Annotated in this window: 22 protein-coding genes; 12 read left to right on the top strand and 10 right to left on the bottom strand. The window is 42.3% G+C overall.

Annotated features, from left to right (window positions below; translation table 11 throughout):
• Window positions 1-113 precede the first annotated feature (113 nt).
• From GTQ43_RS15740 to GTQ43_RS15725, 4 genes are read left to right on the top strand one after another with little or no spacing between them, the layout of a single operon-like run.
• Window positions 114-1,979, top strand: coding sequence for a fatty acyl-AMP ligase (locus tag GTQ43_RS15740; protein WP_265273525.1), 1,866 nt, complete (start codon window positions 114-116; stop codon window positions 1,977-1,979).
• Window positions 1,966-3,573: an acyl-CoA dehydrogenase family protein gene (locus GTQ43_RS15735; RefSeq protein ID WP_265273523.1), complete on the top strand. Its 1,608-nt coding sequence runs from the start codon at window positions 1,966-1,968 to the stop codon at window positions 3,571-3,573. The genes GTQ43_RS15740 and GTQ43_RS15735 overlap by 14 nt, the downstream gene beginning before the upstream one ends.
• A 32-nt stretch (window positions 3,574-3,605) precedes the next feature.
• Window positions 3,606-4,565, top strand: a complete 960-nt coding sequence (locus tag GTQ43_RS15730; protein ID WP_265273522.1) for an acyl-CoA desaturase — start codon at window positions 3,606-3,608, stop codon at window positions 4,563-4,565.
• A gap of 26 nt (window positions 4,566-4,591) precedes the next feature.
• Window positions 4,592-4,852, top strand: a complete 261-nt coding sequence (locus GTQ43_RS15725; protein ID WP_265273520.1) for an acyl carrier protein — start codon at window positions 4,592-4,594, stop codon at window positions 4,850-4,852.
• Window positions 4,853-5,314: 462 nt separating this feature from the next.
• On the opposite strand, the gene GTQ43_RS15720 is transcribed toward GTQ43_RS15725, so the two are convergent.
• Both GTQ43_RS15720 and GTQ43_RS15715 read right to left on the bottom strand, forming a co-directional pair.
• Window positions 5,315-5,818 carry a hypothetical protein gene (locus GTQ43_RS15720; RefSeq protein ID WP_265273519.1) on the bottom strand — a complete coding sequence of 168 codons (504 nt, stop codon included), beginning with the start codon at window positions 5,816-5,818 and terminating at the stop codon, window positions 5,315-5,317.
• A 95-nt stretch (window positions 5,819-5,913) separates the two neighbouring features.
• Complete coding sequence (locus GTQ43_RS15715) at window positions 5,914-9,861, bottom strand: CARDB domain-containing protein (RefSeq protein WP_265273518.1); 3,948 nt, start codon at window positions 9,859-9,861, stop codon at window positions 5,914-5,916.
• 586 nt (window positions 9,862-10,447) lie between these two features.
• On the opposite strand from GTQ43_RS15715, the gene GTQ43_RS15710 reads away from it, so the two are divergent.
• Together GTQ43_RS15710 and GTQ43_RS15705 are read left to right on the top strand one after the other, a co-directional pair.
• Complete coding sequence (locus GTQ43_RS15710) at window positions 10,448-11,050, top strand: L-threonylcarbamoyladenylate synthase (RefSeq protein WP_265273517.1); 603 nt, start codon at window positions 10,448-10,450, stop codon at window positions 11,048-11,050.
• Between the two features lie 104 nt (window positions 11,051-11,154).
• Complete coding sequence (locus tag GTQ43_RS15705; protein ID WP_265273516.1) at window positions 11,155-12,075, top strand: sensor histidine kinase; 921 nt, start codon at window positions 11,155-11,157, stop codon at window positions 12,073-12,075.
• On the opposite strand, the gene GTQ43_RS15700 is transcribed toward GTQ43_RS15705, so the two are convergent.
• The 6 genes from GTQ43_RS15700 to GTQ43_RS15675 all read right to left on the bottom strand — a co-directional run bounded on the left by GTQ43_RS15700 (window position 12,038) and on the right by GTQ43_RS15675 (window position 17,281).
• Entirely contained in the window at window positions 12,038-12,532 is a 495-nt protein-coding gene (locus tag GTQ43_RS15700; protein WP_265273515.1) for a GNAT family N-acetyltransferase, read from the bottom strand. The two genes, GTQ43_RS15705 and GTQ43_RS15700, sit on opposite strands and share 38 nt — an antisense overlap.
• Before the next feature lie 90 nt (window positions 12,533-12,622).
• The gene (locus GTQ43_RS15695) at window positions 12,623-13,036 is read right to left on the bottom strand and encodes a hypothetical protein (RefSeq protein ID WP_265273514.1); all 414 of its coding nucleotides are present in this window, start codon (window positions 13,034-13,036) and stop codon (window positions 12,623-12,625) included.
• Between the two features lie 72 nt (window positions 13,037-13,108).
• Entirely contained in the window at window positions 13,109-14,086 is a 978-nt protein-coding gene (gene secF, locus GTQ43_RS15690; RefSeq protein ID WP_265273513.1) for a protein translocase subunit SecF, read from the bottom strand.
• Window positions 14,083-15,501, bottom strand: coding sequence for a protein translocase subunit SecD (secD, locus tag GTQ43_RS15685; protein ID WP_265273782.1), 1,419 nt, complete (start codon window positions 15,499-15,501; stop codon window positions 14,083-14,085). The genes secF and secD overlap by 4 nt, the downstream gene beginning before the upstream one ends.
• 186 nt (window positions 15,502-15,687) lie before the next feature.
• Window positions 15,688-16,671 (bottom strand): alpha-ketoacid dehydrogenase subunit beta, encoded by a 984-nt coding sequence (locus GTQ43_RS15680; protein WP_012410204.1) that lies wholly within the window; start codon window positions 16,669-16,671, stop codon window positions 15,688-15,690.
• Between the two features lie 406 nt (window positions 16,672-17,077).
• Window positions 17,078-17,281, bottom strand: coding sequence for a hypothetical protein (locus GTQ43_RS15675; RefSeq protein WP_265273512.1), 204 nt, complete (start codon window positions 17,279-17,281; stop codon window positions 17,078-17,080).
• 128 nt (window positions 17,282-17,409) lie between these two features.
• Here GTQ43_RS15675 and GTQ43_RS15670 point away from each other — a divergent pair, with 128 nt between their 5' ends.
• Together GTQ43_RS15670 and GTQ43_RS15665 are read left to right on the top strand one after the other, a co-directional pair.
• Window positions 17,410-17,637 carry a type II toxin-antitoxin system HicB family antitoxin gene (locus tag GTQ43_RS15670; protein WP_265273511.1) on the top strand — a complete coding sequence of 76 codons (228 nt, stop codon included), beginning with the start codon at window positions 17,410-17,412 and terminating at the stop codon, window positions 17,635-17,637.
• A complete protein-coding gene (locus GTQ43_RS15665; RefSeq protein ID WP_265273510.1) occupies window positions 17,630-17,854 on the top strand; it encodes a type II toxin-antitoxin system HicA family toxin in 225 nt (74 codons plus the stop codon). The genes GTQ43_RS15670 and GTQ43_RS15665 overlap by 8 nt, the downstream gene beginning before the upstream one ends.
• Window positions 17,855-17,942: 88 nt before the next feature.
• Here GTQ43_RS15665 and hemB read toward each other — a convergent pair whose 3' ends face one another.
• Window positions 17,943-18,923 (bottom strand): porphobilinogen synthase, encoded by a 981-nt coding sequence (gene hemB, locus GTQ43_RS15660; protein WP_265273509.1) that lies wholly within the window; start codon window positions 18,921-18,923, stop codon window positions 17,943-17,945.
• Between the two features lie 439 nt (window positions 18,924-19,362).
• Window positions 19,363-19,722 (bottom strand): DUF4870 domain-containing protein, encoded by a 360-nt coding sequence (locus tag GTQ43_RS15655; RefSeq protein ID WP_265273508.1) that lies wholly within the window; start codon window positions 19,720-19,722, stop codon window positions 19,363-19,365.
• A gap of 124 nt (window positions 19,723-19,846) precedes the next feature.
• Between GTQ43_RS15655 and prfC the strand changes: the two genes are divergently transcribed.
• The 4 genes from prfC to GTQ43_RS15635 all read left to right on the top strand — a co-directional run bounded on the left by prfC (window position 19,847) and on the right by GTQ43_RS15635 (window position 25,721).
• Entirely contained in the window at window positions 19,847-21,475 is a 1,629-nt protein-coding gene (gene prfC, locus GTQ43_RS15650; RefSeq protein ID WP_265273507.1) for a peptide chain release factor 3, read from the top strand.
• Window positions 21,476-21,583: 108 nt separating this feature from the next.
• A complete protein-coding gene (locus GTQ43_RS15645) occupies window positions 21,584-23,875 on the top strand; it encodes a M48 family metalloprotease (RefSeq protein WP_265273506.1) in 2,292 nt (763 codons plus the stop codon).
• 604 nt (window positions 23,876-24,479) lie between these two features.
• Window positions 24,480-24,986 (top strand): RNA recognition motif domain-containing protein, encoded by a 507-nt coding sequence (locus tag GTQ43_RS15640; protein ID WP_265273505.1) that lies wholly within the window; start codon window positions 24,480-24,482, stop codon window positions 24,984-24,986.
• Window positions 24,987-25,280: 294 nt separating this feature from the next.
• Window positions 25,281-25,721, top strand: coding sequence for a SufE family protein (locus GTQ43_RS15635; RefSeq protein ID WP_265273504.1), 441 nt, complete (start codon window positions 25,281-25,283; stop codon window positions 25,719-25,721).
• Window positions 25,722-25,809: the final 88 nt, after the last annotated feature.

Genomic DNA, 25,809 nt, shown 5'->3' with positions numbered 1-25,809 from the left:
TACCATTTTTTCCGTCTCTCTGTGCCCTCTGCGCCTCTGCGGTTCGTTAAAAAAACAAAGAGTTTTAGCCCTAACAGAACCGTATTAATACATCTAAACTGTGAAATTGGCTTATGACTATTTGTTTGGCTGATCTCCAAAACCCTCTAGACAACTTTTCAACTTTAATAGAACTACTGAGCTACAGAGCTAAAAATCAGCCGGATAAAACGGCTTATATCTTTCTCCGAGATGGAGAAACTGAAGAAAACAGCCTAACTTATGGAGAATTAGACCTCCAAGCCCGATCGCTCGCAACCCATCTTCAGTCTCTACTATCCCCTGGTGATCGCGCTTTACTCTTATATCCACCCGGTTTAGAATTCATTACCGCCTTCTTTGGCTGTTTATATGCAGGTGCGATCGCAGTTCCCGCTTATCCACCACGAGCCAATATGAACTTGCTCAGGTTACAGGCGATCGTTAAAAATGCCCAAGCCAAGGTAGTTTTGACCACAAAATCCTTGTTGGACAACCTAGAAAGTCACTTAGTCGAAAATCCAGAATTGGCAACAATGCGCTGGTTAAATAGCGATCGCATTGACACCAATCTCAGTTCAAATTGGCAAAAACCGAAACTAGATAGAGACACTGTAGCTTTTCTCCAATACACTTCCGGCTCTACAGGAATGCCGAAGGGAGTTGCGATCGCTCATGGAAATTTGTTGTGCAACCAAAGATCCATCAGAATGGGTTTCGGACATACAGATAAAACAATTTTTGTCGGTTGGTTGCCCTTATTCCACGATATGGGACTGATTGGGAATGTGTTGCAGCCCCTATATTTGGGTATACCGTCTATTTTGATGTCACCAGTGGCTTTTCTCCAAAAGCCTTTTTCCTGGTTGCAAGCTATTTCTCGTTACAAAGCCACTACTAGCGGCGGGCCAGATTTTGCTTACGATCTGTGCGTTCGCAAGATTACTCCCGAACAGCTTTCTAGTCTTGATTTAAGTAGTTGGGAAGTCGCTTTCAACGGAGCCGAACCAGTCCGGGGCGAAACACTGGAACGATTTGCTAACTATTTTGCACCTTGCGGTTTTCGTCGGGAAGCCTTTTACCCCTGCTATGGGATGGCTGAAGCGACCTTATTTATTTCTGGAGGGTTGAAAACAGCTTCCCCCATTCTCTACCAAGTTAAAGGAGCAGCCCTTGAGGAAAATCGGGTGGTGGCTGCTGAATCTGGGGAAGGGACTAAAACAATTGTGGGCTGTGGTCGTACCTGGTTAGATGAAAAAATCACCATTGTCGATCCTGAATCTTTAACTCAATGTCCTTCTGGCAAGGTGGGAGAAATTTGGGTATCAGGTTCTTCTGTAGCTAGTAGCTATTGGAACCAACCAGAAAAAACTGCGGAAACTTTTCAAGGTTATCTAGCAGATACAGGAGAAGGCCCGTTTCTTCGCACGGGGGACTTGGGATTTTTGCAAGACGGCGAACTGTTTGTTACAGGAAGACTCAAGGATGTGATTATTATCCGAGGACAAAATCATTATCCCCAGGATATTGAGTTAACAGTTCAAAAGAGTCATTCAGGACTGCGATCGCATTGTGGAGCAGCATTCACTATAGAGCAGAAGGGACAACAGCGATTAGTTGTTGTTCAAGAGGTAGAACGAACCTATTTAAGGCGCTTGGATATTCAAGAAGTCGTCGGGAATATCACTGAAGCAGTTGTAGATAATCACGGTTTACAAGTGTATGCCACAGTTTTGATTAAACCTGGGAGTATTCCGAAAACATCTAGCGGGAAGATTCAGCGTCATGCCTGTAAACGTGGGTTTCTAGATGGCACTTTGAATGTGGTGGCGCACTGTAGTGGAAATACTCAACATCAAGCCCAGTTTCAAAAGCTGGAAGTTGATGTCAATTCCCTCTTAGCAAAAGTGCAGCAAGGTAATCCTGATTCTCAAAGAGTAAATATTAATGCAGTTCAATAGTCAAAATCAGTTCTTAGAAAGTTCAAGTCGTCAACGTGCAGAACAAGTCATCCATTGGTTACGTGATTATGCCCAAAGACGAATCAATTCTAGACTGATGGACGAGCGGCGCTGTATAACTCCCCATGTCGTTTTAGACTTTGGCAAAAAAGGCTTGTTAGGAATGATTATCCCCCAATCATCCGGCGGTCTTGGCTTAAATTACACTGATACGTTTCAAGTAATGGAACAACTTGCAGCGATCGATCTCAACTTAGCTTCATTTGTTGGTGTAAATAATTTTCTCGGAATCTATCCAATTCTTAAATATGGTACAGATGAAATCAAAGAAACCTATCTCAAAAATTTAGCCCAAGGGAGAGATTTAGCAGCCTTTGCCATTACAGAATCATCTGCGGGATCTAATCCCAGAGGAATCAAAGCCGAAGCTCATCCAGATGGCAATGGTGGCTGGTTAATTACCGGTACTAAAATTTGGAGCGGTTCTGCATCTTGGTCAAGCGCAATCAATATTTTTGCTCATGTTGTAGATGAACAAGGCGAATCTTTGGGAATCACAGCATTTACCATCCCAGAAAATGCTCAGGGATTGAGGCAAGGTAATGAAGCTTTGACTATGGGAATGCGAGGAATGGTTCAGAATACTATTTACCTTGAGCAAGTAAAAGTTGATCGTGAAAATGTTTTAGGCGAAATTGGTTCTGGTTTTGAGGTGGCGCAGGACGCGATGCAACTGGCACGATTGGGAATTTCTGCAACGTGTATTGGGGGAATGAAACGCTGTGCCCAACTCATGCTGCGTTATGCTACCCGTCGCTCAATCGGCATAGAACGGCTAATAACTCAACAGATTACTTTACAACGTCTGAGTGATTTAACAGCAGCAATTGCCGCAGTTGAGTGCTTGGTAAAAACCATTTCTACATCCTTAGATGAAGGAAAATCTGTTCCTCCAGAAGCTTATCTTGTCGCCAAGATTATCGCACCCGAATTAATGTGGCAAGCAGCAGATAATCTTGTTCAACTGCTAGGTGGACGGGGTTATATCGAATCGAATATTGCGCCCCAAATCTTACGGGATGCTCGTTTGTTTCGGATTTTTGAAGGGCCGACTGAAACTTTACAAATGCACTTAGGCTTAATAGCTTTATACCATACCCCTCAACTCTGTTCATCTCTTAATGAGTTTCTGAGAGCTACAAAAATCAGTGAGCAATTGCAACACACGGCTGAATCTTGTGCTTCTGAACTCACAAATAAAAACCTATCTCGGAGCAGTAATAAGAAATTCAGTAAAATCTTATCCCAAAAGTTGGGTGACGTAGCTGCATGGGCATTTGTACTTGGTTGCATCCAAAAGTCATATCAAAGTGAACCAACGGATGAACTAAAACGTGTCGAAAACTGGGGTCAAGAATATTTTCAGACAAAGATAGCTAATGCTCTGGCAGAAAATCTCTCTGAGCAGACTTTGCTAGATACTAATCAGGTAGAAAATCTGATTAATCAGTATGTAGAAAAAATTGGTGATGTCGAGCAAAATTTAGCTGGAGAAGAATATGAACTTGATGAATATCTCTGTAAAAAAGTCTAGTTTTCAAGAATTGAATGAGGATATAAAAGCTAATGCAGTTAAATAATCAAAGTCCTTTGTTATTAGCTTCAACTAAAGAAGCAAAAATAACAATCAAGAATGATTACTTGCAAACCGTACAGAAGCGGTTTGCCGCAGCCACAATCATAATTCCTTTGATTGGTACACTGATCGCCCTCAAATTCGCTTGGGATTTTGGGATTAGTCTCATGGAATTAGAACTATTTTTAGTCTTCTGGTTCCTAACTATGGTTGGAGGGGTTACTGTAGGTAATCATCGGCTTTTATCTCACTGTTCCTTTAAAACTCACCCATCTGTTCGAGTTACTTTGGCTATTTTGGGTTCGATGGCTGCTCAAGGCCCTGTGATTAATTGGGTTAGCAATCATAGACGGCATCATCAATACAGTGACCAGATAGGAGACACTCATTCACCCAACCTTTACCAAGGAGAACCTTGGGGAAAGTTAAGGGGAATGTGGCACAGCCATATTGGTTGGATGCTGACCGGTGAACTCACAAACTCTACAGTATTTGCTAAGGATTTGTTGCAAGACTCGGTGATGACAAAAATCAACCAACAATACCTAACTTTTGTTGTTTTAGGTCTTTTGATTCCATCTATTCTTGGAGGACTATTATCAGGTACTTGGATAGGTATATGGCAAGGATTTTTGTGGGGAGGGCTAGTCAGAATTTTTGTAGTACATCATTTAACTTGGAGTCTTAATTCCATTGTTCATCTGTATGGTAGTCGCTCTTTCAATACTAATGAAAAGAGTACTAATAATGTTTGGCTAGCGATTCCTACAGGAGGAGAAGCTTGGCATAACAATCATCATGCTTTTCCTAACTCGGCAAAGTTCGGCTTGCAATGGTGGCAAGTTGATTTAGGAGACTATTTGATTCGCACTCTGGAAGTATTGGGTTTAGCTTGGGATGTGAAAGTTCCTACCCCAGGAATGATTGAAGCGAAGAAAACTGCTTGCTGATTTTTAGTTTAACCTTTGGAGGATCTATGCTTACTCAACAAACTGAAGCTTTGAAAGTATCTACCACAGAAATCAAAGAATGGTTGATTTCTTATCTAGCAGATTTGCTAGAAATTGAACCAGAGCAAATAAATGTAGAAACTACTTTTGCCCGTTATGGTTTAGATTCATCGGTAGCGGTAGTTTTAACAGGAGATTTAGGAAATTTGCTTGGCAAAGAGCTAGATTTAAGGGTAATTTGGGATTATCCCACGATCGCATCTCTAGCACAACATTTAAGCGAATAATTGCATCCTGTGCTGCTGGTTTAAAAATATTACACATCTTGCATAAGTATATTTACGCAAGCAAGGGAAAAGGTTTTAAGTCCTTTTCCCTTTCCCGCTTTCATCTTTTCCCTAACTTAAGTAAGTCGGTGTGAAAACTTCAATGTATGTTATTGCGAATGTAACGTACCCCTTGTCTACGACACGCTAAGCGAACGGGGATCTTGCTACGCAAAGCGTCTCCAAGAGTTGTGGAATGAAGTGGAATGAAAATCGCAAGGTCTTATAGTTTTTACATTATGTTACCTGGTTAAGTTTACTTATACCAACTTATACCAATTTAATGTGAAGTTGCACATATCTTGATTCCCCTAAATCCCCTTAAAAAGGGGGACTTTGATAGATGTTTTTCTGGTTCCCCCCTTTTTAAGAGGGGCTAGGGGGGATCGAATTCTATGCAGCCTCATAAAAAATTGGTATTACTTAATTAACTTCAACCGCCTCTGATTCCATAATGCTACTTTGACCTTCTATTTGATAAGTGATAATTGCTTTAACTTTATCCTTGCCTACATAGCCAGTTTTATTAGTCAACTGAAAAGCCAACTCAGAATTTTCTAAAGGTTTTAACTTAATTTCTTGGGGTGTTTGCTGAAAATCTTGTAATTGTCCATCTGAGGAATTGCGAATTTCCACCTTAGTAAGGTTTACAGTTACAGTAGTTTCTTGGGGATTTTCCAACTGGATAATAACTGAGGCAAAACCAATATTACGCTGAGGGTCAACAGGAACACCTAAAGGTGGTAAATTTTCTTTTCTAGCAATAAGAGTTACTTTTTTGACCAAAGAAGTATTATTAGTCATTACCAACTTGGGCGAAGAATGGGATTGATTATTGGTATAAGTCAAAGATGTTTCACAAGCACTTGTGACATCGACTAACATTAGTAAAACTACAAGAGTTACAAAGGGTTGAATTTTCATCATAGATAAGGGAATAAGGAACAGGGAATAGAAAAGTCTTAACTATTCCCCGTTGTTTTCATCTTTGATACTCAGGGAAAGATTAATCCTCAACTAGATTAAGTATTTGACCAGATAATGACAGCCTTAAGACTAAGCAATTGCTCCCAAGTTACATCCGCGTCGTCATATCCCCAAGGGTTTCTGATATGGAATGTACTATTTGTGGCATTGTAAGCGGTAATAGTATAAGCGTGACCATCATGTACACCATAACCTTCTCCATTGACAAAGCCAGCTGTTAATATCTGATTAGTATTAACTAAGTTAATCAGTTGAGTTTTAGTCATTTTGGAAATATCATCTTGGAAAGTTGCACTTAAACCAGTCACCTGCTTGATTACATAATCCATCCATCCACCCTCAATAGAACCGTAAGCATTACTAACGTTCTCAGGGCGACTCCAACCCGACTCTGCTAATTGGGCATAGGCTTTTTCAGCCAAGACTACCCATAATTCGTTGGTTGAATCATCGTATGACTGACCAGAACTGGCGTAAGTTAACTGCCCAAAATAATCAGTAGGTAGATACTTATCAACTGTGACGTAATTCGCTACACCATTATTGAAAAAGCGAACAGTGTAAGTATTATCTCCATTGTCGATAAACATATTTTGGATGTAAGAAGGCTTTTCCAGGGCAATAGAAGCTAGGGTTGCCAGATAATAGCAATCTCCTAAAGCTCCTTGATTAATATCATCTGCACTAATGCCATTTTGGAACAAAGACCCACTAACGGCTCGATAAGTTTTATCGCTAGTATTTGTGCCACTATTTTGATTAGCAGTATCCCCTTCTGATAGTGGATTGGGGCGATCGGTTCCCAAGAACCATTTGCCGATGAGTTTTTCTAATTGGGTGTCACTGCTACCCGCATAAAGATTCCCTAAGTTTGTCCGGGTGGTTGCGCCTCCTGTCCACCACTGGTTCGCCGGATTTCCGTTAACTATGTAGTCTGAAAGAACTCGAACATAATCTTGCATAGTAAAGCGGCTAGCATTACTAACAATGGTGCGGAGATCTGTCAGTTCCTTAGCATCAATAACAGCACCATCTTTAGCATTACGGAACACAGAAATCATGTCATTGCGACTCAAATTCCCATCACCTGCAAGGGTACGAGTCAAACTAATCAGTTCTGCATCTTTGAGATTGTCACTAAACCAGTCTGCACCGCCATCAGATCCTTTAATCGTAATTGTTTGATAGGCAAGATTGTTGTTTTCATTACTTTCGGAAATTTTGTTCTCGCCATCAGCTTGAGCAAAGAGATAGTAAGTTCCTGAAGCCAGGATGCTACTCAGAGCCACAGAAGCAGATTCTGTGTTAGTAAGTCCGACCGATAAGGAAGTGACCGCATCTGAGCCTAAGTAGATATCAGAACTATCGAAAGTCGTATTTTTGGAAAGATAGAATCGAGTAGAACTGGCACTTGCACTAACCGTTCCTTGATTCTTGATTTTGTAAGTGAAACTGAGATTAGTTCCAGATACACCAGAACTAGCTGTGATACTACTAATTACTAAGTCTGGCTTGGCAGGTGCAGCGATCGCAATTGCTTGATAGGCAGAATTGTTATTTTCATTACTTTCGGAAATTGTGTTTCCGGCATCAGCTTTAGCAATGAGATAATAAGTCCCTGTAATCAGAGTACTGCTCAGAGCTACAGAAGCAGATTCTGAACTGGAAACTCCCGCTGCTAATGAATTTACGGTATCCGATCCTAAGTAAGTATCAGAACTATCTAAAGTCGTATCTTTGGAAAGATAGAATCCAGTGTAATTACTATTCGCGGTTGCACTGCCTTCATTCTTAATCTTGTAAGTGAAATTGAGATTGCTGCCAGATGTTCCTGATGTAGCGGAAATACTGCTGATTACAAGGTCTGGCTTGGCAGATCCACTAATCGTAATTGCTTTATAGGCAATGTTGTTATTTTCATTACTCTCGGCGACATCATCCCAATCATCAGCTGCGGCAAAGAGATAGTAATTTCCTAAAGTTAAATTGCTATCAATGTAGACAGAAGCAGACCTATTACTAGAAACTCCAGCTGCTAATGAACTCACATGATCGTAATCTAAATAGATATCAGAACTATCTAACTTTGTATCTTTGGAGAGATAAAATGCAGTGTAGCTATCATCGGCACTAGCAGTACCTTGATTTTTAATGCTGTAATTGAAGTTGAGATAACTGCCAGGTTTGCCAGATGTGGCTGAGATACTGCTGATAACTAGGTCTTGTTTGGGGGAGTTAATAGTAATTGCTTTATAGACAATGTTGTTATTTTCATTGCTCTCGGCGACATAATTCCAGCCATCGGCTTGAGCAAAGAGATAGTAAGTTCCTGGAGTCAGACTGCTGTCAAGATAGACGGAAGCGGATTCTGTACTAGTGGTTCCGGCTGCTAAGGAACTCACATAGTCGTAATTTAAATAGGTATCAGAACTATCTAACTTCGTATCTTTGGAGAGATAAAATGCACTGTAGCTATAATTAGCGCTACCCGTTCCTTGATTTTTGATGTTGTAACTGAAGTCGAGATAATTTCCGGCGGTTCCAGAGGTGGCTGAGAGGGCGGTGATAGCTAAATCTGGTTTGTTAACAGTAATCGTTTTATAGACAATGTTGTTATTTTCATTACTCTCGGCGACATAATTCCAGCCATCGGCTTGAGCAAAGAGATAGTAAGTTCCTGGAGTCAGGCTGCCGTCAAGGTAAACAGAAGTGGATTCTGTGCTGGTAGTTCCGGCTGCTAAGGAACTTACATAGTCGTAATTTAAATAGGTATCAGAACTATCTAACTTCGTATCTTTGGAGAGATAAAATGCACTGTAGCTATAATTAGCGCTACCCGTTCCTTGATTTTTGATGTTGTAACTGAAGTCGAGATAATTTCCGGCGGTTCCAGAGGTGGCTGAGATGGCGGTGATAGCTAAATCTGGTTTGTTAACAGTAATCGTTTTATAGACAATGTTGTTATTTTCATTACTCTCGGCGACATAATTCCAGCCATCGGTTTCAGCAAAGAGATAGTAAGTTCCTGGAGTCAGACTGCCGTCAAGGTAAACAGAAGTGGATTCTGTGCTGGTAGTTCCGGCTGCCAAGGAACTCACATAGTCATAATTTAAATAGGTATCAGAACTATCTAACTTCGTATCTTTGGAGAGATAGAAGGCTGTGTTGCTATAGCCAGAACTGCCGGTTCCTTGATTCTTAATGTTGTAACTGAAGTCGAGATAATTTCCGGCGGTTCCAGAAGTAGCTGAGATGGCGGTGATAGCTAGGTCTGGTTTTGTAATTGTAATTAGTCCGGCAACAGCGTTGTTGTTTTCATTGCTTTCGGCAACATAATCATAGCCATCAGCTTCATACACCAGATAATAGCTACCTGCGGTAACGCTACTGTCGATTGTGAGTGTGGTTGACTCCGATCTATAGTAACCAGATGAAATGCTATCAACATAGTCATAGCCTAAGAATGTATCGTCACTTCCGATATAGAGATCCTTGGAGAGATAAAACTTGGTGTAGTTAGAATCAGCAGTGGCATCGCCTTGGTTTTCAACTTGATAGCTAACTTGGATGGTACTGCCGGCAGAGGCAGAACTAGGAGCCGAAACGGTATTTTGTACTATGAGGTCTGGTAGAAAGGCAGAGGCAGAGAGTGCTTGACTTGTAATGCTATTGTTTACTTGACTAAAAGCGTTACCTGTCAGCGAATCTACAGCGCCTTCTCCAGCTTTGCCGGAAGCGGCTGAGGTTTGCTTGATAACATGGTTGTTGGATAGTTCAGGAATGGCAGTTGGCGTATAACCTTTGATTAATTGGTCAATTTGGTTAATATCCAACCCAGGACTCAAAGAATGCTCCTTTGTGGGGATCTTGCTCTCAGGTAAAACTCTTAAATCTGATATTCCCGGATTTATATTGAGGAAGCTTTGATAACCTGGATCGTGAATGGAATGAAAGGGATTTGATTCGGGTGAAGTCTCGAACATAGTTATTTTCCAAAATTTCTGACAGCTAAAAACTTTGAGAATAAAAGAGAAACAGTGTTTCTGTTTTGTTTAATTAAAGACAGTTCCGAATGGCACTAAGATAAGTCCAAAGTTTTGTATCTCAACGTTTCCAGTCCAGGGGCAGGGAACGATTCAGGGTAAGAACTGTGTTTTAACTTGGTGCCATGCAAGACAGCTACTTACGTACTAAAATGCGATTTGAACGCATGAAAAGCTGCGGCAGTCCTAACTTTGACTGCCACATATTAATATTTCAGTATATTTATTGTGAATAAATTGGCTACCAATATCACTCACAGTAAAATTACCATAATACACAGTGTACTATAGGGTAAATGTTTTAATAATTAATTAATACTAATTTGTCTTTGTTTGGATTTTTTGTGGGGAAATCAATTCAGCAGAGATATGATGTACTTTATGTGATTAAGAAAGTCTAGATATAGCGGTTCTCAGTTGAGTGAAGTACAAGAACCCCACCCCAACCCCTCCCCGCTCTTCGAGAGGGGGCTATGATGTAACTTATGTGATTGGGAAACGCTATATAATTATTTGCACTATCAAAATGACGCAAGTTTTCCTCGCAGACCTTATAATTGGCGCACACGCTGGTGTTTTGGTGAGCTTTCCTACAGATACAGTTCCCGCACTTGCGACGATACCAGAAAAAGCCGGGTTAATTTTTGCAGCTAAACAACGCAGTCACGATAAACCTCTGATTTTGATGGCTGCTAATGCTGAAGATTTATGGCCTTATGTTAAAGGTAGTAAGAAAGAGTATAAGGTTTGGCAAGAAGTAGCTGAGAAATATTGGCCAGGAGGACTGACATTAGTTTTGCCAGCTTCAGATCGCATCCCAAAAGTTATGAACCCCATCGATCCAACCACAATTGGTATCCGAGTACCAAAGAGTGCGATCGCTCAAACTATTTTGGCGCAAACTGGCCCCCTTGCTACCACTAGCGCTAATTTTTCTGGTCAGCCGCCTTTACAAACGATCGCAGAAATTGAGGCTCAGTTTCCCCAAGTTTTGACTCTAGCAACGACAGAATGCCAGGGTGAAACAACTGGAATGGGTATACCTTCCACCGTTGCGAAATGGACAGGCATAAATTGGCAGATTTTGCGGCAAGGCGCGATTAAGTTAGATATTTCAAGTGACAACTAGATAGAGGTCGCTATAATGTTGTTTTCCTGATTTTCACAACAGAGAAATCTGGAACTTTAGTTTGCGCTGTTGTGATCAATTAACAAGTTAATAATTACCAAATTATGAATTGGAGCAACTGGATATATCTAGGAGTAGGACTAGCACTAGGTATAAATTTTCGTCGGTTATTTATGCGATCGCCAAAGGTTTCATCTAGCTCATCCCCTGTAGCGCCATTAGAGCAAGAGGATGTGTCACCGATATCACAACAGCTACAGCAAACGCAGCTGGCATATCAAATGGCAAGGGAAATGAGCCAGTTTAAAGCGGGTTTTTTAGCGCGGACTAGTCATGAATTGCGATCGCCACTTAATGGTTTGATTGGCTTGCATCAGTTAATTTTGTCCGATTTGTGTGAAGATCCAGCTGAAGAACGAGAATTTATTGCCCAAGCTCACGAGCGAACCCTAAAGTTGCTCAAGTTGATGGATGAAATTATCACCGTTGCTAGAACGGAACACGGTACTAATCAATTAGATATTCAGCCCATACAGTTAACCCAAGTTTTAGAAGAGGTTCATAACTTAACTTATATGCTGGCGGCTAATCGAAATTTTCCCTTGCAATTGTTACCCGCCGATCCAGAAATTTATGTTTTGGCAGATTACCTCTGGCTCCGCCAAATATTAATCGGTTTAATAGACACTGCTATTACTCAAATGGAGGAAGGCAGTATCTGTATTTCCAGCAGCACCATACCTACAAATAATTTTGTAAATATTTGGCTGGATGTACCAACCCATGCAATAACCTGGAGCGAGCCGATTGATTTGATCGAATCTGAAAATCACCTTGGCCAGATTTACCAAAAGAACGCCGTTCTCTCCCCAGGAATGAGGCTATTAGTCAATCAAACTTTAGTGGAAGTGATGGGAGGAAAGTTAGAAATTCTGCCTTCGAGCATTGCTCAGGAATCACATCAGGACATTACCAGAATACAAATTTCTATCCCCCTAATAATTCCTGAAGTTGAACTTCTGTAACAGGAAGCAAAGCACGGTTAGCTAGGTTATGTAGCACCATTGTAGTGGAGGTGTTTGTTTGAAACCCAATCTTTTCATAGAAACCCTGTTGGTGAGTAGTCATTAGGTAAATGCGCTCAACCCGCCTCATCCGAGGATGACTCAAAATGGTTTCGACTAACTTACTTCCTAGCCCACCATGTTGATATTCTGGATGAATTACAACATCCCAAATTGTGGCGCGATATATGCCATCAGACGTTGCTCTACCAAAGCCAATTAGTCGATCGCTATCCCTGATAGTAATAACTGGTTCACTGTTGGCAATGGCTATACCTAAATCTTCAATACTGCGTCCCTTTGCCCAGAAAGCTGAAACGTTTAACAGTTCTTGGAGTTGGTAAAGATCAATTTCAGACTTGCGATCGCTTGCAGCGCAGCGGAGCTGTTCGCTAAATTGAATCTGAGACTCGTTCATGTATGGCATCCACTTTTGGCACTATCTTTGTATATTTAAGTCATATTTTGCTAAAAATTGTTATCCGTGTATATGCAACGATTTCAAAAATTAATGACAAACCCATTTCCATAGGGGATGACTTGGCCCCTGCTGACGTATCCGATAAACTTGTTTTTCTAAACGTTGTTTTTCTGGTTGTGGTATTCCAAATAAGATATTGCGACTTTGCCAAACTAAAACAGCAGTAGTCATCCCAATACAAAAGGCTAAACCGAAGGTAGACAGTGGATGGTAGAAGAGTCCATATCGCACCGCTACCCAGGTAAAATATTGTTCCCACAGAGAAATTTCTGGACGCAGACCCCACAAGCTAACAGGGGCAATGGTCAGCCACAAACAGCCGACAAACAGCCATCTCCCGTATACTGTTAGACGGTGTAGCCTTTGTACCTGTTGAATAAAGGATGCGTCAGAGTTATCAAATTCTGAGTTAGAGATTAATGGTTCTTCAGGTTGATTCATCGGGGAATAAAATTCCAAAGCATAGATGAGCAGTTCAAAATGCTTTAACCAAATTTTCAAATGCACACAAGTTTAACTATCCTGAGAGCTAGCAGATGTATCAATTGACTCTGCATTCTCTACCACCTGGGATTGACTCTTGCGTTCTCGCCACAAAGCCAGGAGAGTACTAGCGATGAAAATACTTGAATATGCCCCCATTGTGAATCCAACAATTAAGGCAAGGGCGAAGTTTCTCAAGGTTTCGCCGCCAAATAGGAATAGGGAAAACAATGTTAGCAAAACGGTTAACGTGGTATTAATTGACCGCGTTAAAGTTTGATTGATGGCATCATCAATAACTTTGTCAATGTGGTCGTTAGGATGGAGATTCAGTATTTCGCGAATGCGATCGTAGATGACTACGGTATCTGTCACTGAGAAACCTGTAATAGTTAAAACAGCAACGACGAAAAGGCTATCAACTTCAATCCCTGCGACTAATCCCAAGATGGAGAAAACACCAAGCGTAATCAAAACATCATGGAATAAGGCAAGAATTGCGATTACGGCATAGTCCACCTGAAACCGAACACTCAAATAAATCACAATCCCAGCAAAGGAGACAACCAGAGCTAATAACCCTTGGGTAAATAGCTGACGGCCAAGTGTTGGGCCAACGGTGTCAATTTGAGTAGCTTTTGGGTCAAAGGCTCCAAGTTTTTCACTCAAAGCTGTTTGCAACTGGGTGCGTTGCTCAACATTTAATGTCTTGGTGCGAACGGATATTCCCTGTTGGTTTTTACCAACAACTTGGATGCTACTATTATTTAACTTTTCAGCGTCAACTACTTCCCTGACATCAGAGATATTAATCGGTTGAGTGCATTTGTCTGGTTGCGTACAATCGCGTTCAAATTGTAGTCGCGTACCACCAATAAAATCTAAACTAGGACGTAGCGGTGCGCCTAATTGTTGCCAAGAAATCAGCATCGCCACGATGCTAATCATCATCAAGGCGGCAGAAATCGCCCACCAAAAGTTACGGCGTTTGATGACACTAAATTTCATGACTGCACCTCCGCACCAGACTTAATTGACGTTGAGAGATTGGGACAAAATAACTCTGGCTTCCGTAAGTTGGGAAATCCCAATGTTAAAAATAGCAGTGTGCGACTACAAGTAATGGCAGTAAATAAATTCACTCCTAAACCTAGCGCCAATGTCAAAGCAAAGCCTTTAACTAAACCCGCTCCTAACCAAAATAGTGCTGCACAAGAAATTAATGATGTGACATGACTATCTAAAATACTAGACCAAGCTCGGTAAAATCCTGACTCTACAGAACGATATAAAGTTTTACCGGCACGGAGTTCTTCACGAGTACGCTCAAAAATCAAGACGTTAGCATCAACTGCCATACCGATACTGAGGATAAACCCAGCAATACCGGGGAGAGTTAATGTAATACCTAGCAAAGCGAAGGTGGCATAAGTCAAGAGCGCATAGATAATCAAAGAAAAGTCGGCAATTAACCCTGGTAATCGGTAGTAAACTAACATGAAAACCAATACTAACAGTAATCCGCCAATACCAGCGTAAATACTGCGTTGAATACTATCTTTACCTAAAGTTGCCCCGACGGTACGGTTTTCAACTATTTCGACTGGTACGGGTAATGCGCCACCGCGTAGTTGCACGCCTAAGTCATTGGCTTGTTGGGCGGTAAAGCGTCCTGTAATTACCGCAGAGCCACCGCTAATACCTGCGGCTGCAAATTCTATACCGACAGTTGGGGCGCTGATTAGTTCATTGTCGAGAAAAACGCCAATGCTTCGCCCAGTCCCGGCAAGATTTTTGGTCAAATTGGCAAATAGTTCACCACCCTTTTGGTCGAAGCGAATAGTAACGTGCCAGTTGTTACCTTGAGTGGGTTCACCGTATGCATCCTTGAGGTATTTGCCAACTAGCGGTGGATTGGTGCTTTCAAACAATTCTGCGATCGCTTGATTATTTTTTTGTAAATCTTCTTGATTCTTAGCAATTGCTGCTTTATCAGTACTCTTTCTCAACTCTTCTTGCTTGACTTTCAATTCGGCTCTAGATGCTTGGAAAGCAAACAGTTGAGTTTCTGTATTCGGTTTTTGGGTACGAAATTCTAACTGCGCCGTTCCCCCTAGCACTCGTTCCGCTTGTTCTGGATCGTTGACCCCTGGTAATTGTACCAATATTTTATCGGAACTGACTGTTTGGATCACTGGCTCCGAAACACCCAAACCATTAATCCGACCTTCGACAACTTTCTTTACACCTTCCAATTCGCGTTCGGTGATTTTAGGGATTTCTGGTGATGGTTTCACCTGAATTGTTAGCTGTGAACCTCCCCGCAAGTCCAGTCCCAGGGGTATCGGAATTGTCGCAATCACCGTTATTGCGGCGATTATCATAACTAAAATCAAAATTAATAGCGATCGCTGTCTTTGCATACCATAACTCGCAACTGACAAACGCTATAATAGCGCTCTTTTGGGGAGTTATGGCATTGGGCATTGGGCATTGGGAATTGGGAATTGGGAATTGGGAATTGGGAATTAGTTTTTATTCTTTCTCCCCCTGCTTCCCCTGCTTCCCCTGCTTCCCCTGCTCCCCCTGCTTTCCCTATCCCCTACTCCCTAAACTCGCAACGCTACCATTTTTTCCACAGCTTCTACTATTTGCTCTGGTTGGATGATTGTTAGCCGTTCGAGATTGCCGTTGTAAGGTGTGGGGATATCTTGGGAAGAAAGCCGCAGGACTGGCGCATCTAATTCATCGAATAGGCGATCGTTTATTGAGGCGATGACTTCTGCTCCGATACCCGCAGTTCGCATGGATTCTTCCACCACAATGACTTTGTGGGTTTTGCGTACTGATGCCCCAATTGTATCAAAATCTAATGGTTTGAGGGATATTAAATCAATAACTTCTGGATCGTATCCTTGTTTTTCAAGTGTTTTTACCGCTTGCAGCACATGATGCCGCATCCGAGAATAAGTGATAATTGTGACATCTTTACCTTGACGCACAACTTCGGCTTTATCTAAAGGTAGTAAATATTCTTCTTCTGGTAAATCTTCTTTCAAGTTGTAAAGCAAAACGTGTTCAAAGAACAACACGGGGTTATCATCGCGGATAGCTGATTTTAGTAGTCCTTTGGCGTTTCTTGGTGTGGAGCAAGCAACAATCTTCAACCCTGGCACAGCTTGGAAGTAAGTTTCTAATCGTTGGGAATGTTCCGCACCTAGCTGCCTTCCCACACCTCCAGGGCCGCGAATAACCATCGGAATTTTAAAGTTGCCGCCTGAAGTATAGCGCAACATCCCAGCGTTGTTGGATATTTGGTTGAAAGCGAGCAATAAAAAGCCCATGTTCATGCCTTCGATGATGGGACGTAACCCAGTCATCGCTGCTCCTACTGCCATCCCAGTAAAGCTGTTTTCGGCGATGGGGGTGTCTAAAATGCGGAGTTCGCCATATTTTTGGTACAGGTCTTTGGTAACTTTGTAGGAACCGCCGTAGTGTCCTACGTCTTCACCGAGGACGAATACGCTAGAGTCACGCGCCATTTCTTCATCAATGGCTTCCCGTAGGGCGTTGAAAAATAGTGTTTCTGCCATTTAGACCTTTTAGTACGATTTATGGTTTTAGAATTTTATCGTGCTGCTGTCGCAAATACGGTGAGCGATCGCACTAGTTAGAGATTAGGTTGTTTAAACGAACCGCCCCAAGTATAGAGCGAGTAGTTGCCATAACTATATCAAAGCCATTTTATTTAGATTTTAGAGGTTTTATGAGCGATCGCCTCACCTTCTGGCAAATGGGCTGATTTATTTATGTACTATCACGGAAAAAAATATAAATATGTAGGTTGTACTGAGTACCTCGGCTTATAGTGCTGAGTTTTGTAGTTGAGTACTCAGTACTTTCGCACTATGGTAAGAGCAAGGCCCGACCTTAAGCGGAATCTTTTAATAGGGGAGAAGGTTGATACCCCGCCTCACATCTTGCACCTAGCCCTAGCGATTAGAAATCGCGGCTATACAAACAAAGTCCACCTCCGTGGACTAAGAGGAAATCAAGGGTTTTTAACCCACAGAGGTGGGTTTTGCCTGTGTAGCCGCGACTTCCAGTCGCCTGGTGCAAGATATAAGCCGCCCCTCTGGTGCGTCCTCTGCGCGAACGTGGGCGGTCTTTTAACTCTAAGCCGAGGAACTCGGAACTCAGCACTCTTCATCTGAAAATAGCTGTAAGTTGCGATCACATCCCTAAAACACCCGCTCAAAAGGCTTTTGACAATATACTGTCTAAAGTAATTTACTATCAAGATTGATATATCTACTGGACTAAAGACAAAAATGAAGCAAACAACACAATTCACTGCTATCATTGAACGCGAAAAGAATGGCTATGTATCCCTCTGTCCCGAACTCGATATCGCCAGCCAAGGTGACACAATTGAAGAGGCACGGAATAACCTAATTGAGGCATTAGAATTATTTTTTGAGACAGCAGATCCTTCTGAAATTAAGCAAAGGTTGCACACAGAAGTTTTTGTTACACGCCTAGAGGTAAATATTGGCTAAACTGCGTGTTCTTTCTGCTAGAGAAGTCTGCCGCATTCTGGAAGAGAACGGCTTTGTACAAGTTCGCCAGCGTGGTAGTCACATAATCATGCAGATGCAAACCGAAGACTCAACAATTACAGTTCCTATCCCCAACTACGAAGAATTACGCATCGGTACTTTGCGATCTATAATTCGTCAGTCAGGATTACCTCGTGTTTTATTTGAAGTTAAATAACTAAAATCCAAAAATCTCACGCCCAAACACCAAAACACAACTCTGCGCCTCTGCGTGAGATTTCTAAACTCTTACTCAATCGGCCACCCTACTTCAACCATCGCGCCGCATCTTTGGCATGATAAGTCAAAATCAAATCTGCACCAGCGCGTTTAAATCCAGTTAAAGTTTCCATAACTACTCGCTCCTCATCAATCCAACCATTGAGAGCAGCAGCTTTTACCATCGCATACTCACCAGAAACATTGTAAGCCGCAACTGGTAAGTTACTCGCTTCCTTCACGCGCCAGATAATATCCATGTATGCCAAGGCTGGCTTAACCATGAGCATATCAGCACCTTCGGCGATATCCAATTCAATCTCTTTGATTGCTTCGCGGGCATTACCTGGATCCATTTGGTAAGTTCTTCTATCCCCAAATTGCGGTGTCGAGTCGGCTGCATCCCGAAATGGGCCATAATAACCCGAAGCATATTTAGCAGCATAAGACAAAATCGGCGTGTCTTGAAATCCTGCTTCATCCAAACCGACACGAATTGCTTGGACAAACCCATCCATCATCCCTGAAGGCGCGATGATATCCGCACCAGCTTTCGCTTGAGAAACTGCTGTTTTCTTCAGCAATTCCAAAGTTGGGTCATTTAAAACTCGTCCAGTTAAATCACCAACTTGCAGATAACCACAATGACCGTGACTGGTGTATTCACACAAACAAGTATCAGCAATTACAATCAAATCTGGCACTGCTGATTTTACCGCCGTTGCAGCTTTTTGGACGATACCGCAATCATGCCAAGCGCCTGTGGCATCGACATCTTTATCAGCCGGAATACCAAATAAAATAATAGAAGGAATTCCTAAGTCATAAACTTCTTTTGCCTCCTCGACAATTTTATCTACCGAAAGTTGGTAGACTCCGGGCATAGATTTCACCTCATTAGCAATTCCCTCACCCGGTACAGCAAATAATGGGTAGATTAAATCATTTGTTGTTAAAACAGTTTCACGAACCATCCGGCGCAGTTGAGGATGGGTACGCAGACGACGGGGGCGATGTGTAGGAAACATAAAATTTTATGAAGAAAAACAACGCAGATGGACACAAAACAAAGCGTCACAAAATCAGGTTAAAATTTTCCTGCCGTCAGACAGACTACAAACAGTGCTTAACTGTCCTTTGCCCTACTCTTAATCAAGTTGTAGGGCAATTTTGTATTCTACAGCTTGGTTGCACCTATCCGACGGACTGGAAAAATAATTCGTAATTCGCAATGACGCTCTCTACGAGACGCTAACGTAATTAAGTTTTGCAACGAGGTTTTAGACCCCGCTACAAAACTTACCACTTGTTAGTTTGGGGTACTTAAAACCCGCAAAATTAGTTCAAAATTCAGAATTGTAATAGCCTCTTTTGGCAAAATTCTGGCGATTGGGTGTATGCAAACTCAAAGCATAAGAGCTTAATAAAAAATAACTGACAATTCCCAATGCCCAATAATAATTTGTGTTAAAAAACTCGGAAAATATAGGGATAACGGAAGGGTAGATCAGGATTGCTGAAAACGCCGATGAGCGCCCAAATTGTTAATCCCCAATGCAATAGATATCCCAGACCAGCTAATGGCCCTAATAATAATAGAGGTAAGACTAACCAGCCGAATAGGAAAAACAGCGCTCCTAAAATCCCTCCATAAAGCCAGACATTAAAGTGGAAATTGATAGATTCTTTAGCGTTTTCTTTAACAACAGGATCGTCAGATACAAGCAGTATGGCGATCGGTATACCTACAGATACCACTGTTGTGCTGAAAAAAATCGCTCCATGCGACAAGGCTGATAGAAGCTTTCGCTTGTCTGTGTCGTACATTGCTTTCTCCTATTTAGTCAGATTGTTGGTTGTACTACGACCCTATCACGAGCATCGTTGTCTTAAGATTAAAAGACTTGCCAGAGTCAAAAAAAATTAAGCTAGCTAACAAACAAATACAATTATGTCTACTGAACTTCAGTCTGAACTTATTCAAGCAGTTGAACTTCGCCGCAACTTTGCGATTATATCTCACCCCGATGCGGGTAAAACGACACTAACAGAAAAGCTACTGCTCTACGGAGGTGCGATTCACGAAGCTGGGGCGGTTAAGGCGCGACGGGCACAGCGTAAGGCTACCTCTGACTGGATGGCGATGGAGCAACAACGGGGTATTTCTATTACCTCTACGGTGTTGCAATTTGAATACCAGAACTGTCAAATAAATTTATTAGACACTCCTGGACACCAAGATTTCAGTGAAGATACTTATCGTACCCTCGCTGCCGCCGATAATGCAGTAATGTTAATTGATGCGGCAAAAGGTTTGGAACCCCAAACCCGTAAATTGTTTGAAGTGTGTAAGTTGCGGGGTATCCCGATTTTTACATTTATCAACAAGCTCGATCGCCCCGGTAGGGAACCTCTGGAACTGTTGGATGAAATTGAGCAAGAATTGGGATTGCAAACTTATGCAGTCAACTGGCCCATTGGGATGGGCGATCGCTTTAAAGGTGTTTTTGACCGACATAAGCAACAAATTCACCTGTTTGAACGCAGCGCCCACGGCAGTCGAGAAGCCCGCGATACCATAGTGGAATTAGGCGATCCGAAAATAGAAGATCAGCTAGAACAAAGCTTATATTACCAACTGAAAAACGATCTAGAACTCCTAGAAGGGGTTGGGCCAGAGTTAGATTTACAGTTGATACACGAAGGCAAAATGACACCCGTGTTCTTTGGGAGCGCCATGACTAACTTTGGGGTAGAGTTATTCCTCAAGTATTTCCTCGACTATGCCCTGAAACCCGGTTCCCATATCAGCAGTGTTGGCGAAGTTGCCCCTACATACCCAGAGTTTTCGGGATTTGTCTTCAAACTGCAAGCGAATATGGATCCGAAACACCGCGATCGCGTTGCATTTATCCGGGTCTGTACTGGTAAGTTTGAAAAAGATATGATGGTGAATCACGCTCGCATTGGTAAACTCATCCGTCTATCTCGCCCGCAAAAACTCTTTGCTCAAGAGCGGGAATCCATTGATGTGGCTTATCCTGGCGATGTGATCGGTTTAAATAATCCCGGTGTTTTTGCGATCGGGGATACAATTTACACGGGACAAAAGCTCGAATATGAAGGAATTCCGTATTTTTCGCCAGAACTGTTTGCATCTCTGAGGAATCCCAACCCCTCGAAGTCTAAACAATTCCAAAAAGGCGTTGCGGAATTGCGCGAAGAAGGGGCTGTGCAAATTATGTATTCAACTGATGAAGCCAAGCGCGATCCAATTTTGGCGGCGGTGGGTCAGTTGCAATTTGAAGTAGTGCAGTTTCGCTTACAAAATGAGTATGGTGTAGAAACCATATTAGATGTATTGCCCTACAGTGTCGCCCGTTGGGTTGAAGGTGGTTGGGAAGCATTAGAAAAGGTGGGACGAATATTCAATACCACTACAGTTAAAGACAGCATGGGACGACCCGTATTGCTATTCCGCAATGAATGGAATTGTCAACAGCTACTGGGCGACCATCCAGAGTTAAAATTAAGCGCGATCGCTCCAGTTTTTTCTAGTCAACAACCAGTGGAGGAATAATTCACTTGACAAGCAAAACTTGGGCGCGGTTGAGTTCCACGGCATCCGAGGTTCGCGCTTTTGCACAAACGTGGATCACTTAGAAGAGATTGGAGTGCCAGAATTTGTATGCCTTCACATGCCAAATCGTCTTTGGAGGCTGGTTTAGTTGCCCTCAAGCAGGGAAATTACCAAACAGCGATCGCCCAACTAGAACCTATTGCTAGTAGCCAAAGCAATGGTACTGCTAGCTTACAAGCCCAGGTTGGTTTAGTGATGGCTTATGCTCGCACTGGCGAAGTTCCCAAAGCGATCGCTATTTCCCAAAATCTCATTGAGAGTAACAATCCCCAAGTTCAAGAGTGGGCAACACGCGCTCTCGAACACCTAACAAAACGTAAGAAACTCGATCGCGAATCAAAAAATGTCGAAACTGGATCTGTTGCTTTTGAGAATTCAACCCCAGATTCTCCCCCAGGTTCAACTCCAGATTCTCCCCCAGTTACCCCTTCGGTAACTCATACATTAGAGGAAAAGCCAGAAGATGAAGTAATAGAAAGCAAAAGCAATGACCCCCCGGCAATGGTGCCACTAGCTAAACTCAAAGCTACAGTGGCGACACCACTACCACCACCTGCTACACCCCTAAATGGCTTCATGGGTTCTGTAACCCGCACCCAAGCTAAGTTATTTGGTGTTATTTATTGGCGGCAAGCACAACGCGCCAGAGCATGGCAACCTCTACGTAAACCAAAATTAATTCCGTTACGGCTGCTGACAGCAGGAACGTTCGTCGCCCTGTTTTTGGTGATCCGAGAAATGCTCAAGTTGGCAATGGGGTTAATCAACCAGACGCTAGTTAAACTGCCTTATTTAGAGCCGTTGCAGCTTTTATACGGCGACCCTACTAGATTGTTATTAATCGTATTGGTGATTTTAATCGCACTATCACCTTGGTTGCTGGATCTGCTACTGGCTAACTTGTATGGTCAGCGAGAATTTTCTAAAGATGTGTTGAATGCCCATAGCCGCGAAGCTGTGCGGGTGCTACAACGTTGTTGCCAACAGCGTCATTGGCCGCTACCCAAACTGCGGATTTTACCAATGGCTGCACCAATTATCCTGACATACGGTAGCTTACCACGTAATGCCAGAATTGTTGTGAGTCAAGGGCTATTAGAGCAACTGGCAGATGATGAAATTGCCACTATTTACGCCACGCAGCTAGGGCATATTGCTCACTGGGATTTTGCTGTAATGTCTTTGTTGCTGCTGCTGACACTACCAATTTATCAGCTATATCAGCAAGTGTCGGGGTTGGCAGACAAAATATCAGGAAAAATTTGGCGATCGCCAGTGACAATTCTCGCGAGTCTCGTTTATGGAATTTGGTGTTTGCTGACTGGCACTGCATTGTGGTTGTCCCGGTTGCGACTTTATTATAGCGATCGCGTCGCATCTGAAATTACTGGTAATCCCAATGCCCTGATTCGCGCTTTACTCAAAATTGCTATTGGCATTGCAGCTGATATCCAAAAAGAGGAAGAAACCAGTTGGCAACTAGAAAGCTTAAATCTCTTGACACCAGTCAGCCATCAACAAAGCCTTGCTTTGGGCACTATTGCCAGCAATTTATCTTTTGAATCATTTTTGAAGTGGGATACTGCCAATCCCTATCGATGGTGGTTTACGATTAATAATAGTCATCCCTTGATGGGCGATCGCATCGAACGCCTCTGTCAAATAGCCCGTCACTGGCATTTAGACACCGAACTACATTTTGCTAATGAACCATCAAAAGTTAAGCGTCAGTCTTTTCTGTTACAAATCGCTCCCTGGTTAGGAATTCCTCTAGGGGTTTTGTTTGCAGCTTTTGTCTGGCTAACCTGGCAACTAGCATTCGTACTCAAGTTTTTAAATCTAAAGTGGATATATGAAGATTGGTCTTTCATTACAGGCTGCCTTCTAATTGGCTTTAGCATCGGTACAGTGATGCGGATTAATTCTTTCTTCCCCGATATTAAACCCGCCACCGTGCAAACTGACGACTACCTACCCAACCTGTTAGCTGACCCTTCTGCCTTACCCATTGATAGCGTCAGCGTACGTCTGGTGGGCAAACTATTAGGTCGTCAAGGCACTAGCAACTCCCTAGCGCAAGATTTAATCCTCCAATCCAGCGCGGGTTTAGTAAAATTACACCACATTTCTTGGTTAGGACAATCAGTTAATCACCAAGATTTGATCGGTCGGCAAATTATCGTCACAGGTTGGTTCCGGCGAGGAGCAACACCTTGGATCGATATCCAAACTCTGGAAACTCAAAGTGGTAAGACCATTCATAGCCCTCATCCTATTTGGTCTATTTTTTTGGCAGTTGCAGCACAGGCTTGGGGCGCATACGTTTTTCTTACTGGTTAATTATTGGGCATTGGGCAATCGGAATGTAAACAAAAGTTGCAGGTTTTCTTTCAAAGTGTTACATTTATTTACACAAACAATAGCAGCCTACATAACTCAGCACTACAGCTTAGTTATGAATTTGGGTGCTTTTCCCCCCTCCAGACCTTTTTATCCTCCCAACACAGCAGGAAATCAACCAGCCACCGGCTGGTTTTTGTTTCAAAAAATGCTCTCTTGAATAAAAAGATGTATTTTATGTTACGATGCAGTAATACTAACCTCGGAAATGTATGCGCTAAACTAGCTACGTAGAAAATACCGTGGTAATGTAAGGAATGGTATTTGATTCTGCGAAAAAGGCATGGAAGAAAGCGTGTACTTTAGCAGGCAATAGGCTATTAAATTTACAATTCTTAGAATTAAGGTGTTATTAGCTCACCATAGTGTGAGCCTTTGGATTAAACAAGCTTGATCCCGACGAAAAACTGTATTGTATAGGTTGACAGTTTCGAGCAAAAAAATGGTTGATGGCAGTCTTGGTCAATAGCATCTATTTAAAAGCCAAAGCCAAGTGATTGTTTTCTTGCCTTGCCATGTTCATTTAACTCTGGAGGTATAGTTCATGTCCGTTCGCCTATATATAGGTAATTTGCCTAAAGAAGAAATAGATCGTCAAGATCTGCAAGCAGTTTTTGCAGCAGAAGGTGAAGCTGTAACGACTAAATTAATTAAAGACCGCAAAACTGGCAAATGCCGTGGTTTCGGTTTTCTTACCGTCAACAATGACGAACAAGCTGACGAAATCATTGAAAAGTATAATGGTCAGATGTTTAAAGACACTGCCATTAAACTAGAGAAGGCATTACCCCGGACAAAGGGTGAAGAGGGCGACGAACAAGCTCCTAAACCAGTTAGTCTTGCGGCTAGTAGTACCCCTATTCCTAGCCCCAACAGAGAAGGTAGCCGTCGGGAGAAAAGCTCTAAGAAGCCTCGTCGTGGCGGTGGTGGCGGTGGTTCTCGTGAAAGCAGCACCACAACTACCGATTCAGACGCTATTCGTCCAGATCCTCGTTGGGCTTCGGAATTAGAAAAGCTGAAGCAGATGCTAGCTGCACAAACTACGAATTAGTCCGTCAGGGAGAGAAATTAAAAATTAAAAGTCAGAATTTTTTTGATTTTTAATTTTTAATTGTTTGCTATCACCTAGCTGCTTAGTTAAAAGCTACTTGCAGCTATTTTTGTAGGTGTATACTGATACAAAAGTAACTTGTATGAAGTTGGTATTAAGGCTGCTGATAAAAAAATTAAGTTTTTGTGATTAGGCACATTAAAAAACTTGACTTAGGACGAATGCGATGCATAGGTTGAGCTAGATAATTTTAATTTACACTCAAGGTAAGACCGATCATTTGCAGCTTCTGTTATGTCCTCAACTCTAGATTCTTTGCCACCTGCGCTTGCTAAAATTGTCCAGCGCTTTCAACGCGCTTCCGAACCGAAGCGGCGCTACGAACAGCTAATCTGGTATGCTCAGAAGCTCAATGAGTTCCCAGAAGCTGATAAATTACCCGAAAATAAAGTTCCTGGTTGCGTGTCTCAAGTTTATATCACCGCAGCCTTGGATGATGGTAAAGTTGTGTTTCAGGGTGAGTCTGATTCCCAGTTAACCAAAGGTTTAGTAGGGCTTCTAGTTGAAGGATTGCAGGGATTAACGCCAACTGAGATTGTCCAACTTACCCCAGATTTTATTCAAGAAACAGGTTTAAACGTTAGCCTGACACCTTCCCGTGCTAATGGGTTTTACAACATTTTTAAAACCATGCAAAAAAAAGCGTTGGAATGTAAGTTAGATTTGCCTAACTAATTGGGCATGGGGCATGGGGCATTGGTGATTGAAGAAGGCATCTATGCTGAGGGCAGAGGGCAGAAGGAACTTTTTCGTTGGGGATTCA

The organism is Nostoc sp. KVJ3 (genome assembly GCF_026127265.1).
GTDB lineage: Bacteria > Cyanobacteriota > Cyanobacteriia > Cyanobacteriales > Nostocaceae > Nostoc.
The sequence above is the reverse complement of the archived record's forward strand: the minus strand, read 5'-3'. Positions and strand labels throughout refer to the sequence as shown.

What these genes read in the sequence shown, in the direction of transcription:
- GTQ43_RS15740 (WP_265273525.1), top strand. Translation starts at nt 114, where the DNA reads ATGACTATTTGTTTGGCTGATCTCCAAAACCCTCTAGACAACTTTTCA.
- GTQ43_RS15735 (WP_265273523.1), top strand. Translation starts at nt 1,966, where the DNA reads ATGCAGTTCAATAGTCAAAATCAGTTCTTAGAAAGTTCAAGTCGTCAA.
- GTQ43_RS15730 (WP_265273522.1), top strand. Translation starts at nt 3,606, where the DNA reads ATGCAGTTAAATAATCAAAGTCCTTTGTTATTAGCTTCAACTAAAGAA.
- GTQ43_RS15725 (WP_265273520.1), top strand. Translation starts at nt 4,592, where the DNA reads ATGCTTACTCAACAAACTGAAGCTTTGAAAGTATCTACCACAGAAATC.
- GTQ43_RS15720 (WP_265273519.1), bottom strand. Translation starts at nt 5,818, where the DNA reads ATGATGAAAATTCAACCCTTTGTAACTCTTGTAGTTTTACTAATGTTA.
- GTQ43_RS15715 (WP_265273518.1), bottom strand. Translation starts at nt 9,861, where the DNA reads ATGTTCGAGACTTCACCCGAATCAAATCCCTTTCATTCCATTCACGAT.
- GTQ43_RS15710 (WP_265273517.1), top strand. Translation starts at nt 10,448, where the DNA reads ATGACGCAAGTTTTCCTCGCAGACCTTATAATTGGCGCACACGCTGGT.
- GTQ43_RS15705 (WP_265273516.1), top strand. Translation starts at nt 11,155, where the DNA reads ATGAATTGGAGCAACTGGATATATCTAGGAGTAGGACTAGCACTAGGT.
- GTQ43_RS15700 (WP_265273515.1), bottom strand. Translation starts at nt 12,532, where the DNA reads ATGAACGAGTCTCAGATTCAATTTAGCGAACAGCTCCGCTGCGCTGCA.
- GTQ43_RS15695 (WP_265273514.1), bottom strand. Translation starts at nt 13,036, where the DNA reads ATGAATCAACCTGAAGAACCATTAATCTCTAACTCAGAATTTGATAAC.
- secF (WP_265273513.1), bottom strand. Translation starts at nt 14,086, where the DNA reads ATGAAATTTAGTGTCATCAAACGCCGTAACTTTTGGTGGGCGATTTCT.
- secD (WP_265273782.1), bottom strand. Translation starts at nt 15,501, where the DNA reads ATGCAAAGACAGCGATCGCTATTAATTTTGATTTTAGTTATGATAATC.
- GTQ43_RS15680 (WP_012410204.1), bottom strand. Translation starts at nt 16,671, where the DNA reads ATGGCAGAAACACTATTTTTCAACGCCCTACGGGAAGCCATTGATGAA.
- GTQ43_RS15670 (WP_265273511.1), top strand. Translation starts at nt 17,410, where the DNA reads ATGAAGCAAACAACACAATTCACTGCTATCATTGAACGCGAAAAGAAT.
- hemB (WP_265273509.1), bottom strand. Translation starts at nt 18,923, where the DNA reads ATGTTTCCTACACATCGCCCCCGTCGTCTGCGTACCCATCCTCAACTG.
- GTQ43_RS15655 (WP_265273508.1), bottom strand. Translation starts at nt 19,722, where the DNA reads ATGTACGACACAGACAAGCGAAAGCTTCTATCAGCCTTGTCGCATGGA.
- prfC (WP_265273507.1), top strand. Translation starts at nt 19,847, where the DNA reads ATGTCTACTGAACTTCAGTCTGAACTTATTCAAGCAGTTGAACTTCGC.
- GTQ43_RS15645 (WP_265273506.1), top strand. Translation starts at nt 21,584, where the DNA reads ATGCCTTCACATGCCAAATCGTCTTTGGAGGCTGGTTTAGTTGCCCTC.
- GTQ43_RS15640 (WP_265273505.1), top strand. Translation starts at nt 24,480, where the DNA reads ATGTCCGTTCGCCTATATATAGGTAATTTGCCTAAAGAAGAAATAGAT.
- GTQ43_RS15635 (WP_265273504.1), top strand. Translation starts at nt 25,281, where the DNA reads ATGTCCTCAACTCTAGATTCTTTGCCACCTGCGCTTGCTAAAATTGTC.